Origin of the sequence: Micromonospora sp. LOL_014 (genome assembly GCF_048060245.1) — a bacterium.
In the GTDB taxonomy this organism is placed as follows: Bacteria; Actinomycetota; Actinomycetes; order Mycobacteriales; family Micromonosporaceae; genus Micromonospora_E.
Genome location: NZ_JBHMIP010000006.1, coordinates 1 through 12,839, shown reverse-complemented (window position 1 = coordinate 12,839; position 12,839 = coordinate 1). Strand labels below are relative to the sequence as shown.

Annotated in this window: 8 protein-coding genes; 2 read left to right on the top strand and 6 right to left on the bottom strand. The window is 71.0% G+C overall.

Going from position 1 to position 12,839, the window contains the following annotated elements:
• Window positions 1–10 precede the first annotated feature (10 nt).
• From ileS to ndk, 3 genes are all read right to left on the bottom strand, one after another.
• On the bottom strand, window positions 11–3,169 hold the full coding sequence (ileS, locus tag ACFHW1_RS07050; protein WP_416554329.1) for an isoleucine--tRNA ligase: 3,159 nt from the start codon (window positions 3,167–3,169) through the stop codon (window positions 11–13).
• Between the two features lie 328 nt (window positions 3,170–3,497).
• The gene (locus ACFHW1_RS07045) at window positions 3,498–5,132 is read right to left on the bottom strand and encodes an alkaline phosphatase D family protein (protein ID WP_416590537.1); all 1,635 of its coding nucleotides are present in this window, start codon (window positions 5,130–5,132) and stop codon (window positions 3,498–3,500) included.
• A 120-nt stretch (window positions 5,133–5,252) separates the two neighbouring features.
• Window positions 5,253–5,678, bottom strand: a complete 426-nt coding sequence (gene ndk, locus ACFHW1_RS07040) for a nucleoside-diphosphate kinase (RefSeq protein WP_278170707.1) — start codon at window positions 5,676–5,678, stop codon at window positions 5,253–5,255.
• 212 nt (window positions 5,679–5,890) lie between these two features.
• On the opposite strand from ndk, the gene ACFHW1_RS07035 reads away from it, so the two are divergent.
• Window positions 5,891–7,423 (top strand): VOC family protein, encoded by a 1,533-nt coding sequence (locus ACFHW1_RS07035; protein WP_416590536.1) that lies wholly within the window; start codon window positions 5,891–5,893, stop codon window positions 7,421–7,423.
• 18 nt (window positions 7,424–7,441) lie between these two features.
• On the opposite strand, the gene ACFHW1_RS07030 is transcribed toward ACFHW1_RS07035, so the two are convergent.
• The 3 genes from ACFHW1_RS07030 to ACFHW1_RS07020 all read right to left on the bottom strand — a co-directional run bounded on the left by ACFHW1_RS07030 (window position 7,442) and on the right by ACFHW1_RS07020 (window position 11,813).
• On the bottom strand, window positions 7,442–7,825 hold the full coding sequence (locus ACFHW1_RS07030; protein ID WP_416554323.1) for a DUF4233 domain-containing protein: 384 nt from the start codon (window positions 7,823–7,825) through the stop codon (window positions 7,442–7,444).
• Window positions 7,822–9,093, bottom strand: coding sequence for a bifunctional folylpolyglutamate synthase/dihydrofolate synthase (locus ACFHW1_RS07025; RefSeq protein ID WP_416568130.1), 1,272 nt, complete (start codon window positions 9,091–9,093; stop codon window positions 7,822–7,824). Before ACFHW1_RS07025 ends, ACFHW1_RS07030 begins: the two co-directional genes overlap by 4 nt.
• 98 nt (window positions 9,094–9,191) lie before the next feature.
• Window positions 9,192–11,813 carry a valine--tRNA ligase gene (locus tag ACFHW1_RS07020; RefSeq protein ID WP_416554555.1) on the bottom strand — a complete coding sequence of 874 codons (2,622 nt, stop codon included), beginning with the start codon at window positions 11,811–11,813 and terminating at the stop codon, window positions 9,192–9,194.
• A 175-nt stretch (window positions 11,814–11,988) separates the two neighbouring features.
• Here ACFHW1_RS07020 and ACFHW1_RS07015 point away from each other — a divergent pair, with 175 nt between their 5' ends.
• The gene (locus tag ACFHW1_RS07015; protein ID WP_416615094.1) at window positions 11,989–12,666 is read left to right on the top strand and encodes a hypothetical protein; all 678 of its coding nucleotides are present in this window, start codon (window positions 11,989–11,991) and stop codon (window positions 12,664–12,666) included.
• The last annotated feature ends 173 nt before the right edge of the window (window positions 12,667–12,839 follow it).

The following is a 12,839-nucleotide window of genomic DNA, read 5'->3' as shown; positions in this document are numbered from 1 at the left end:
CCCGGACCGGTCAGACCCGCTGCACCCGCACCGACACCGGCTCACCGTCGCCTACCTCACCGGCGAATCCACCTGCCGGACCGACGGCCGACGCACCGGACGGAACGAACGTCACCTCGTCGGCGAGCACCTCACCGGCGACGAAGTCCTGGTACGCCCGTACCGCCGCTGCCACCTCGGCCCCGGCGACCACCGTGACCCGGACCCGGTCGGTGATCCGCAGATCCGCCTCCCGCCGGGCCTGCTGGATCACCCGGACCAGGTCCCGGGCCAGCCCTTCGGCGGCCAGCTCCGGCGTGACGGTGGTGTCCAGCACCACCACCCCCTGCCCGGCCGGCAACGGTGCGGAATGCTCCGGGTCGGCGGCGACCAGCTTCAGCTCGTACTCCCCCTCGGCCAGCCGGACCCCGGCGGCGACCGGCGCGCCGTCGTCGCCCAGCGCCCAGTCACCGGACTTCACCGCCCGGATCACCGCCTGCACCTGGCCACCGACCCGGGGGCCGAGCACCCGCGGCACCACGGTCAGCACCTGCTGGCAGTGGTCGGCGACCGCGTCGGTGAACTCCACCGACTTGACGTTGACCTCGTCGGCGACCAGGTCGGCGAACGGCCGCAGTTGCGGCGCGGCGGCGCTGGCCACGGTCAGCCCTGGCAGCGGCAGCCGGACCCGCAGATTGCGGGCCTTGCGCAGCGACAGCCCGGCCGAGCAGACCTCGCGGACCGCGTCCATCGACGCGACCAGGTCGTGGTCGGCGGGGAACTCGCCGGCGGCCGGCCAGTCGGTCAGGTGCACCGACCGTTCACCGGTCAGCCCGCGCCAGATCTCCTCGCTGGTCAACGGCGCCAGTGGCGCCACCACCCGGGTGAGCGTCTCCAGCACCGTGTAGAGCGTGTCGAACGCGTCGGTGTCACCGGACCAGAACCGGTCCCGGGACCGGCGGACGTACCAGTTGGTCAACGCGTCGAGGTAGGTGCGCACACTGGCGCAGGCACCGGAGATGTCGTAGCCGTCCATCTGCCGGGTGGCCTCGTCGACCAGTTCACCGGTCTTGGCCAGCACGTACCGGTCGAGCAGGTGGGTGCTGTCGGTACGCCGGGTCGCGGTGTAGCCCTCCGCGTTGGCGTACAACGCGAAGAAGTACCAGACGTTCCACAGCGGCAACAGCACCTGCCGGACGGCGTCGCGGACGCCGCTCTCCACCACCGCCATGTCGCCGCCGCGCAGCACCGGCGAGGCCATCAGCATCCAGCGCATCGCGTCCGAGCCGTAGGTGTCGAACACCTCGTACACGTCCGGGTAGTTGCGCAGGCTCTTGCTCATCTTGCGCCCATCGGCGCCGAGCAGGATGCCGTGGCTGACGCAGTTGCGGAACGCCGGCCGGTCGAACAACGCGGTGGCCAGCACGTGCATGGTGTAGAACCAGCCCCGGGTCTGCCCGATGTACTCGACGATGAAGTCGCCCGGGTAGTGGTGCTCGAACCACTCCCGGTTCTCGAACGGGTAGTGCACCTGGGCGAACGGCATCGACCCGGACTCGAACCAGCAGTCGAGCACCTCCGGCACCCGGCGCATCGTGGACCGTCCGGTCGGGTCGTCCGGGTTGGGCCGGGTCAGCTCGTCGATACCGGGCCGGTGCAGGTCGGCCGGGCGTACGCCGAAGTCGCGTTCCAACTCGTCGAGCGAGCCGTAGACATCGACCCGCGGATAGGCCGGGTCGTCCGAGCGCCACACCGGGATCGGCGAGCCCCAGAACCGGTTCCGGCTGATCGACCAGTCCCGCGCTCCGGCCAGCCACTTGCCGAACGAGCCGTCCTTGACGTGCGTCGGCGTCCAGGAGATCTGCTGGTTCAGCTCCACCATCCGGTCCCGGAAGGTGGACACGGCCACGAACCACGACGACACCGCCTTGTAGACCAGCGGCGTGTCACAGCGCCAGCAGTGCGGGTACGAGTGGGTGTAAGTGTCGTGGCGCAGCAGCAGACCCCGGTCGCGCAGCTCACGGATGATCGGCTTGTTGGTGTCGAACACCTGCTCCCCCGCGTGCGGCGGGACCAGAGCAGTGAACCGGGTGTGGTCGTCCACGGTGACGATCGTCGGGATGCCGGCGGCGTTGCAGGTGTTCTGGTCGTCCTCACCGAACGCCGGGGCCAGGTGCACCACCCCGGTGCCGTCCTCGGTGGTGACGAAGTCGGCGCCGAGGACCTGGTAGGCGTTCGGGCCGGCCCGGTCGACCAGGTAGTCGAACAGCGGGGTGTAGCGGCGTCCGACCAGGTCGGCGCCGCGGACCGTGCCGACCCGCTCGAACCCGTCCAGTTCCTTGGCGTACGCCTCGAGGCGGGCCGCCCCGAGCAGGTACCGCTGCCCGTCGCGCCGCAGTACCGCGTACTCGATGTCCGGGCCGACGGCGAGGGCCAGGTTCGACGGCAGCGTCCACGGCGTGGTGGTCCACACCCCGATCCGTTCCGTCTCGCCACCGGGCTGCGCGGGCGCCAGCTCGAACCAGACGGTGACGGTCGGGTCCTGCCGGTCCCGGTAGACGTCGTCCATCCGGGTTTCGGTGTTGCTCAGCGGCGTTTCGCACCGCCAGCAGTAGGCCAGCACCCGGAAGCCCTCGTAGACCAGCCCCTTGTCGTACAGGGCCTTGAAGGCCCACATGACGCTCTCCATGTAGTCCAGGTCGAGCGTCTTGTAGTCGTTGACGAAGTCGACCCACCGGGCCTGCCGGGTGACGTAGCGCTCCCAGTCCTGGGTGTAGGTCAGCACCGAGCTGCGGCAGACATCGTTGAAGCGTTCCATGCCCAGCTCGACGATCTCCGCCTTGGTGGAGATGCCGAGCTGACGTTCGGCTTCGACCTCGGCGGGCAGCCCGTGGCAGTCCCAGCCGAAGCGGCGCTCGACCCGCCGGCCGCGCATCGTCTGGTAGCGCGGTACCACGTCCTTGACGTAGCCGGTGAACAGGTGGCCGTAGTGCGGCAGGCCGTTGGCGAACGGCGGGCCGTCGTAGAAGACGTACTCGTTGGCGCCGTCCGGACCCGGGTCGCGCTGGTCGACGCTGGCTTCGAAGGTCTTGTCCGCGGTCCAGTAGTCCAGGACGCGGCGCTCCACCTCGGGCAGGTCCGGACTGGCCGGCACGCCGGTGGCGGCGGGGTCGGTCATCGGGTACGCCATGGTGGTGCCCTCTCCTCGCACAGCTCACTGTCTCGTGGTCTGCGAGGACGAACCCGCCGGGCGGTCGCCGGCTGCTGCCGGACGTCGCCACGGTGGGCCGCGGTACCACCTCGCTTGGCGGTCGCCGAGGTGCGCGACCGCCCGCTCGTCGGCCGGCTGTGACGGGCCGGACCCGTCCGGTTCTACTGGGGCCGCCACTGCCTGGCAGTGGTGGCCGGTTCTTCCGGAGGCTCACCGGTGATGGCCGGGTCGTCGCCTTTGGGTTACCTTCGGTTCCGAGCGTATCCCACCCGTCGAGCCGGTTTCCGTCCGCCCGCCACTTCCGGGATCAGCGGGCGGACGGGGCCGGCAGGGTGGTCGACCAGAGCGAACGTCCGTCCCGGTCGCGCAGATGCACGGTGAACGCCCGGGACCCGCCGTCGACGAACACCTCGCCGTAGTGCTGGAAGCCCTCGGCCGGTGAGGTGTTGGCCCGCAGCGGGGCGTTGACGAACACCGCTTCCGGGCCGAACGTACCGTCGAGGGTGTTCGGGCCGAACGCCCCGGCGTGCGCCGGGCCGGAGACGAACTCCCAGAACGGGGTGAAGTCGGCCACCGCCGCCCGTGCCGGATCGTAGTGATGGGCGGCGGTGTAGTGCACGTCGGCGGTGAGGAAGACAATACCGGTGACGCCGGACCGGTGCGCCGCGTCGAGAATCTCGGCGAACTCCAGCTCCCGCCCGGCCGGCGCGCCACCGTCGCCCTGGGCGACCCCTTCCTGGGCCCCGCCACCGTCCGGCACGATCAGGCCGATCGGCAGGTCGCTGGCGATCACCTTCCAGGTGGCCGTCGACCGGGTCAGCTCGCGGATCAGCCACTGCCGTTGCTGGGTGCCGAGCAGGCCACGATGCGGGTCGGCGTACGTGTTGCCGTCGTTGGGGTCCTTGTAGGTGCGCATGTCGAGGACGAACACGTCCAGCAGCGGCCCGTAGCGGACCACCCGGTACAGCGGTCCGTCGTCCGGGGTCGGCAGCCACTCGTGAAACGCCTGCCAAGACCGCGCTGCCAGCACGTCGACCCGGGTCTCGGTGTAACGCGGGTCGGTAAGGATCTCGCCGGGATACCAGTTGTTGGTTACCTCGTGGTCGTCCCACTGGTTGAGTTGCGGCACCTCGGCGGCGAACGCCCGCAGGTGCGCGTCGAGCAGGTTGTAGGCGAACTGACCACGGAACTCGGGGAGCGTCTCGGCGACCTTGGACTTCTCCGGGGTCACCAGGTTGCGCCACACCCGCCCGTCCGGCAGCGTCACCGTCTCAGCGAGCGGGTTGTCGGCGTACACCGTGTCGCCGCTGCACAGGAAGAAGTCCGGCCGGCCACGCCGCATCGCCTCGAAGATCCGCATCCCGCCGAAGTCGTCGCTGATCCCCCATCCCTGACCGGCGATGTCCCCGGTCCAGACGAATCGCACGTCGTCGACCCGCCCGCCGGTTCCGCCGACCGGCCGGCCTCGGTGTCCGTGGTGGCCACCGGCGCGGGGTGCGGTGCGCAGCGAACCGGTCAACGGTTCACTGACCAGGCCGGGACGGTGCAGGCTCTCCACCCGCACCCGGTAGTGCAGCCGCTCGCCGGCGGGCAGGCCACGCAGCCGCACCTTGCCGGTGAAGTCGCCCCGGTCGTCGAGCACCGGGCCGCGTACCCGTCGGGCGTCGCGCAGGTCGGGCCGGCGGCCGACCTCGACGATCAGCCGGCCGACCCGGTCGGCGCGGGTCCAGACGACGGCCTCGCCGGGGCCGACCACGCCGCTCTGCACTCCGTGGGTGAGCACCGGCCGGCCGGTGGGGTGCCAGGCTGGTGCCGCGGGCCGGCCGGACGCGAGGTCCGCGCCAGCGGCCGCACCGGCTCCACCGAGCAGCGCGCCGCCGGCGAGCCCGGCACCGCCGGCCAGTCCGGCCCGCAGCAGGGTACGGCGGTCGAACGGGTTCATCGAAATCCTCCTGGGAAGTACGGCGTTCCCAAGAGGTCTATCGATGGAATGTGGCGAGATCCACCGGATCAGGTGACCAGCACACGAACCGGCCGATAACCCGCGGCTGATCGACCGGGATCAGCCCAGGTCGGGGAACCAGAGCTTGATCTCGCGGGCCGCGCTCTCCGGGGAGTCCGAGGCGTGCACCAAATTCTCCCGGTTGGACAGCGCCAGGTCACCGCGAATGGTGCCGGCTGCCGCCTTGCGCCCGTCGGTGGTGCCGATCAGCGCACGCACCACCTCGATCGCCTGGTCACCGGCGAGCACCAGGGCGACCAGCGGCCCGCTGGTCATAAACTCCTTCAGCGGCGGGTAGAACGGCTTGTCCACATGGTCGGCGTAGTGCGCGCCGGCCAGCTCCTCGTCCATCCGGCGCGACTGCAGGGTGACCAGGTGCAGTCCTTTACGCTCGAACCGGCCGAGGATCTCGCCGACCAAGCCGCGCCGGACCGCGTCCGGCTTGATCAACACGAGGGTACGTTCGACATCGGTGGGGCTGGACACGCTGGCTCCTTATCGACGGACCGGCACCGCTCCCCTGCGGAGCGATCCGGTACGGACTGGCGCTGCCAGCCTAGTGGGTGCACGCCGCCCCGCGCGTCATGATGGAGGGCCAGGGGACGGACGAGGACCGGCGGCTACCGACGCCACCGGTCGCGGCTCTTCCATCCTCGCCGGGCCCGGCCTAGCCTGGCCTTGACGCAGGGAGGTCTACTGTGGCGAACGGCCATCGATCGGTTTCCACCGCCCGCAAGCTCATCGCGACGGTGCTGGGCACTTTCGCCACGTTCATCATCCTCTTCGGCGCCGGCATGACCAGCTGGGCGATCGCCGCGCTGGGCGTGGCGCTGCTGGTGCTCGCGGTCAGCCTGGTGCTGATCACCGCGTTTCCCGGCGCTGAGCGCGCCTGGGTGGCCGGCATCGCTCACGTCCGCAGCGTTTCCGAGCCACCGGCCTCCTCCACCTACGGCCGCTGCGAACTGCAGATTCTGGTGGACGCGCCGGGCGTACCGCCCCGGTCGGTCAAGGTCCGCGACCCCCGGGTGCCGGTGGCGAAGTGGCCCGACCCTGGCGCCACGCTGCCGATCATGGTCGCCATCGACGACCAACGCCACGTACGGATCATCTGGGACGACGTGCTGACCCACGCCGAAGCCGCCGCAGAGCGGGCCGACCTGCCGCCGGAGTTCGACGAGCCCGACTTCAGCACTCTCGACGACGACCTGCTCGACGTGGATGAGGAGCCGCCGTGGGCGCGGCGACGCTCCGACGGCCTGTTCCTCGACCCGGACACCGCCCAGACCGCCGATCTCGGCGCGGGGCTGCGCGACGATCCGGCCGAGCCTGCCGGTCCGGCCGTCGACCCGCGTCAGCGTCGACGCGACCCGGCGGAAAATCCCCGGCCGGACTTCACCACCCCGGGGTTCGACCCCGACATCGAACAGTCCGAGCCGGCGGTTCCGGGCCGGGTCGACGCCCCCGGCAAGGTCGACGACCCCGTCGTGATGAGCCAGTCACCGGGGGGCCACAAGGTGGTGGACGGCACCGTGGTGGACCCGCAGCCGGTGCCGCTGCCGCGCAGTGCCCGGCCACGGCCGTACTCCCCACCCGCCGAGTCGGAGGCCGGCACGGTCGCCGCCGGAGCGGACCGGGGCCGGGCCGCCGCCGAGGCCCGCGCCGAGTCGCCGACCGTCACCGGGACGGCGCTGGCCGACCAGCCCGACCAGGACGCAGACGACCCCGACCGCGGGTCGGTGACCGACCCGGACGGCCCGCTCGCCGACCTGGCCGCCGCCGGCCCGGTGACCGGCCCCAACACCCTGGCCGGCGAACCGGGCGACGACCACGGGCCGATCCACGGCGTCGGACTGACCCTGCTCGTCGCGGACCTCGACCGGTCGGTCGGGTTCTACCGCGACATGCTCGGCTTCTTCGAGATCGACGGCGGGGACGGCAACGCGGTGCTCGCCTCCGGGCAGACCCGCCTGGTGCTGCGGTCGGTGCCCGAGGTCGCCCCGGTCAACCGTCGGCTCATGCACCTCAACCTCGAAGTCGACGGCCTGCAACGGATGCACGACGAACTCAAGGCCAAAGGGGTGCGGTTCACCTACGCGCCCCGGGCGGTCAACCGTGGTGCCCGGCTGGAGCTGTGGGCGGCTGCTTTCCGCGACCCGGACGGCCACGGTATCGCCATCATCGAGTGGCGTGACCGTGACCAGCCGACGTCCGACACCGACGCACCGCAGTGACCCCGGCGCCAGTTGTGGTCAGCTGAGAATGACCCGCCGGACGTGCCACACGTACGCCCAGACGACGCCGAACAGCACCCCCACCACCAGCAGTGACCAGTGCAGCAGGCCGGCGAGCAGGACCAGCCCTTGCAGCACCGTGCCGGCGTACCAGGCCCAGCCGCGCCGCAACAGGCCGGCGAGCAGCACTGCGCCGACGGCGAGGACGGCGCTGGCCACCATCGCCGCCGGGCCGGAACCGTCGCCCAGCATCCGGATCGGCTGGATCGCGAGCACCAGCACCAACGCTTCCAGGCCGAGGGTCGCCGCGCCGAGCCCGCGCACGGCGGCCGGCGGGTTGCGCAACCCGGACCGACGCGGCGGCGGTCCGGCCGGGTCGTCGGTCGTCGGGTCGCCGGTCACCGGGTCAGCAGCCGGCGTGCGTCGGCCACCGTCACCACCGATCCGGTGATCAGGACCCCCACCCCGCTGAGCTCCCCGTCGAGGTCAGCCTCGGCCAGCTCCACCGCCGCCTCGATCGCGTCCGGCATCTGCTGGGTCACCCGTACCCGGTCCACGCCGAACGCCTCGACCGCGAGACCGGCCAACTGACCGACCGGCATCGCCCGCGGCGACGTGTTGCCGGTCACCACCAGTGCGTCCGCCACCGGCTCCAGCAGATCCAGCAGCGCCTCGGCGTCCTTGTCGGCCAGCACGGCGAGTACCACCACGAGCCGCCGGAACGCGAACTCCTCCTGCACCGCAGTGACCGTGGCCGCCATTCCGTGCGGGTTGTGGGCGCCGTCGAGCAGGATCGTCGGCGCGCTGCGTACCCGCTCCAGCCGGCCCGGTGACGTCACCCCGGCGAAGCCCTGCCGGACCGGCTCAGCGTCCAACGTCCGACCCGGTCCGGCACCGAGGAACGCCTCCACCGCTGCCAGCGCCAACGCCGCGTTCTGCGCCTGATGCGCCCCGTGCAGCGGCAGGAACACCTCGTCGTAGCGGCCGCCGAGCCCCTGCAACGTGAGCATCTGCCCGCCGACCGCGACCGCGCGGTGGACCACACCGAACTCGCCGCCCTCCCGAGCGATGGTGGCCCCCACCTCGGCGCACCGGTCCAGGATCGGCCCGGCCGCCTCCTCCGGCTGCACCGCGGTGACCACCGTCGACCCGGCGTGCACGATGCCGGCCTTGGCCCAGGCGATGTCGGTGAGGGTGTCGCCCAGCCACTCGGTGTGATCCAGACCAATCGGAGTGATCACGCAGACACCGGCGGACAACACGTTGGTGGCGTCCTCGGCGCCACCCAGCCCGACCTCCACCACCGCCACGTCGACCGGGGCGTCGGCGAACGTCGCGAACGCCAACGCGGTCGTCATGTCGAAGTACGTCAACGGCTCCGCCGCCTGCTTGTCGACCAGCTCGGCCAACGGCGCGACCTCCCGGTACACGGCGGCGAACCGCTCCTCGCTGACCGGTTCACCGTCCAGGCTGGTCCGCTCCCGCACCGTCTCCAGATGCGGGCTGGTGTAGCGGCCGGTGTGCAGCCCGAAGGCCCGCAGCAGCGAGTCGATCATCCGCGCGGTCGAGGTTTTGCCGTTGGTCCCGGTCAGGTGAATCGACGGGTACGCCCGCTGCGGGCTGCCCAGCAGGTCCAGCAGCTGGCCGATCCGGTCCAGGTCAAACACCATCCGGGTGAAGCCCCGGTCGGCGAGCTCCTGCTCGACCCGCGCAAACTCGCCACCCGGCCGCTGCTTCGCGCCGCCGGTGGCTCCGGGTCGCCGTACCGTCACGACTGCCCACCGTCAGCAGCCGGCAGCGCGGCGAGCGCTCCGGCGATGCGGGCCAGCTCCGCCTCGGCCACTGCCAACCGAGTACGGATCTTGTCCACCACCAGGGGCGGTGCCTTGTCGACGAACGCGCTGTTGCCCAGCTTGGCCCGGCACTGCTCGGCTTCCCGCTCGGCCGCCGCCCGGTCCTTGGTCAACCGGGCGCGTTCAGCCGCCACGTCGATCGAACCGCGGGTGTCGAACTCGACACCGACCTGTGCGGTCACGGCAAGCTTCGCGGTAGCCGAGAACTCAACGGCCGGCTCGTCCAGCCGGGTCAGCGACCGGATCAGCGGCTCGTGCCCGCCGACGCCTGCATCGGCCAGACCGGTCAGCCGGGCGCTGACCCGTTGGGTCGGCCGCAGCCCCTGGTCCGACCGGAACCGGCGGACCTCGGTGACCACCCGCTGCACCACGGCCAGCTCCGCCTCCGCCGCCGGATCGTGCCACGCTGGATCGGCGACCGGCCAGGAAGCCACCATCAGGCTGCCGGCCGCCGGCTGGCCCGACCCGGCCAGCGCCGACCACAACTCGTCGGTGACGAACGGAGTAACCGGGTGGAGCAGCCGCAGCAGCTGGTCGAGCACGTGGCCGAGCACCCGGCGGGTCCGGTCGGCGGCCTCCCCGCCAGCGCCCAGCACCGGCTTGCTCAGCTCCAGATACCAGTCGCAGACGTCGTCCCAGGCGAAGTGGTAGAGCGTGTCACACGCCTTGGCCAGCTCGAACGCCTCGAACTGCTGGTCGACCTGGGCCGTCACCTCCTGCAGCCGCGACATGATCCACCGGTCGGTCATGCCCAGATCCGCCGGGTCGGGCAGGTCACCGGTCAGGTGCGCGCCGTTGAGCAGCGCGAACCGGGTCGCGTTCCACAGTTTGTTGCAGAAGTTGCGCGAGCCCTGGCACCACTCCTCGCTGACCGGCACGTCGGCACCCGGGTTGGCACCGCGGACCAGGGTGAAGCGGGTCGCGTCGGCACCGAACCGGTCGATCCAGTCCAACGGGTCGACGACGTTGCCGAACGACTTCGACATCTTCTTGCCGAACTGGTCGCGGACCATGCCGTGCAGGGCCACCACGTCGAACGGCGGCCGGCCGTCCATCGCGTACAGCCCGAACATCATCATCCGGGCCACCCAGAAGAACAGGATGTCGTAACCGGTCACCAACACGCTGGTCGGGTAGAAGGTCCGCAGGTCGTCGGTCTGGTCCGGCCAGCCGAGCGTGGAGAACGGCCACAGCGCGCTGGAGAACCAGGTGTCGAGGACGTCCTCGTCCTGCCGCCAGCCGGCACCGGCCGGCGGCTGCTCGTCGGGGCCGACGCAGACGACCTCGCCGGCCGGGCCGTACCAGACCGGAATTCGGTGCCCCCACCACAGCTGCCGGGAGATGCACCAGTCGTGCATGTTGTCGACCCAGGCGAAGTAGCGTGCGGCCAGCTCTGGCGGCTCAACCCGGGTCCGACCGTCACGCACCGCGTCCCCGGCGGCCTTCGCCAACGGGCCGGTCCGGACGAACCACTGCAACGACAGCCGCGGTTCGACCGTGGTCCGGCACCGCGAACAGTGACCGACCGCGTGCACGTACGGCCGCTTCTCGGCCACCACCCGACCTTCGGCCCGCAACGCCGCGACGATCGCCGGCCGCGCCTCGAACCGGTCGAGTCCTTCGAACGGTCCGGCGGCCGTGACTACCGCCCGCTCGTCGAGGATGGTCAGACTCGGCAGCCCGTGCCGTTGGCCGATCTCGAAGTCGTTGGGGTCGTGCGCCGGGGTCACCTTCACCGCGCCCGTGCCGAACGTCGGATCGACGTGCGCGTCCGCGACGATCGGGATCCGCCGACCGGTCAACGGCAGCTCGACCTCGGTGCCGACGAGATGCCGGTAGCGGTCGTCGTCCGGGTGCACCGCGACTGCGGTGTCGCCCAGCATCGTCTCGACCCGGGTGGTGGCCACCACGATTGACGCGTCGCCCTCGCCGTACCGGATGGAGACCAGCTCGCCGTCGTCGTCGCTGTGTTCCACCTCGATGTCGGACAGGGCGGTCCGGCACCGCGGGCACCAGTTGATGATGCGCTCGGCGCGATAGATCAGCTCGTCGTCGTAGAGACGCTTGAAGATGGTCTGCACCGCCCGGGACAGGCCCTCGTCCATCGTGAAACGTTCCCGGTCCCAGTCGACCGAGTCACCGAGACGGCGCATCTGCCCGAGGATGGTGCCGCCCGACTCCGTTTTCCACTGCCAGACCCGGTCGATGAACTGTTCCCGGCCAAGGTCGTGCCGGGACAGCCCTTCGGCGGCGAGTTGTCGCTCCACGACGTTCTGGGTGGCGATCCCGGCATGGTCCATGCCGGGCAACCAGAGCGCCTCGAAGCCCTGCATCCGCTTGCGTCGGATCAGCGTGTCCTGGATCGAGTGGTCGAGTGCGTGCCCGACGTGCAGCGACCCCGTGACGTTCGGCGGCGGCACCACGATGGTGAAGGGCGGCTTCCCGGTACCCGCGTCGGCCCGGAAGTAACCTTCGGCTACCCACCACTCGTACCGCCGCTGTTCGACCTCACCCGGAGCGTACTGGGCCGGCAACATAGGGGCTGCGTCGTGTTGGGGTTGCGGAGTCTCGGTCACCCATCGAGTTTACGGAGCCCCCGCACCCGAATTCACGCAGGCCCGACCGCGGCAGGCCAGCTGTCTCGGGCCGCTTTGACGGGGCCGACGGGCGGCACCCACCGCTCGGCGGACTCGGTGACGTACGGTGTCGGGCATGGTCGACGACATACTCGGCGGACGACGGTCGGCTCACCAGGAACCGGTCGACGTTACCCCGGACGCCCAGCCGACGCCGGGCGACGGAGAGAGCCGCGGCCGAGGTGCCCGGGTCGGGCGCGGCCGGCGCGTCGTCGTCATCGGCTCACTTGCCACGATCGGTGTGCTGGGCGTCGGTCTGCTCGGTTCGACCGGCTTGCGCATCGTCGCGCAGAAGGATGCCAGCCTGAGCGCCCCGGACAAGGCGGCCGGGCTGGTCCGCGACGACGGAGAACAGGCCAGGAGTACGGCCGACTACCTGCACAGCGCCTTCGCCGCCGGAATCGACCTGGACCACAGCACGGCTGCCGTCTACCGGGACCCGTCGGCGGCGGACCGCAGCGTTCTGGTCTTCGGTGGCACCGCTCTGCTCTGGTCACCCGAGCACGACCTGGACGCGCTGCTGAAGATCGTCGGTGACGAGGAGGGTTCGGTGACCGGCGTTTACCAGGTGCCGCCCGGGACGTACGGCGGGGTGATGAAGTGCGGCAGCACGCCTACCGGTGACCAGGAGATGCCGGTATGCGGTTGGGCGGACCACGGGAGCATCGCGGTGGCGCTGTTCCCGGGGCGTACCGTCGCCGAGTCGGCCGCGCTGCTCGCGGACCTGCGGATGGACCTTCAGCAGCGGGACTGACGTCCGGTCGACGGTGTACTGCACGGTCGGCACGGGGTCGTTGCACAGGGCGGTCTTCCGAGGGATTTCCCCTGGAAAACACTTGTGGGCCACCCGTACGGGTGGCCCACAAGTAAAGATGTCCGGCGGTGACCTACTCTCCCACACCCTCACGAGTGCAGTACCATCGGCGC

What these genes read in the sequence shown, in the direction of transcription:
- ileS (WP_416554329.1), bottom strand. Translation starts at nt 3,169, where the DNA reads ATGGCGTACCCGATGACCGACCCCGCCGCCACCGGCGTGCCGGCCAGT.
- ACFHW1_RS07045 (WP_416590537.1), bottom strand. Translation starts at nt 5,132, where the DNA reads ATGAACCCGTTCGACCGCCGTACCCTGCTGCGGGCCGGACTGGCCGGC.
- ACFHW1_RS07025 (WP_416568130.1), bottom strand. Translation starts at nt 9,093, where the DNA reads ATGGTGTTTGACCTGGACCGGATCGGCCAGCTGCTGGACCTGCTGGGC.
- ACFHW1_RS07020 (WP_416554555.1), bottom strand. Translation starts at nt 11,813, where the DNA reads ATGTTGCCGGCCCAGTACGCTCCGGGTGAGGTCGAACAGCGGCGGTAC.
- ACFHW1_RS07015 (WP_416615094.1), top strand. Translation starts at nt 11,989, where the DNA reads ATGGTCGACGACATACTCGGCGGACGACGGTCGGCTCACCAGGAACCG.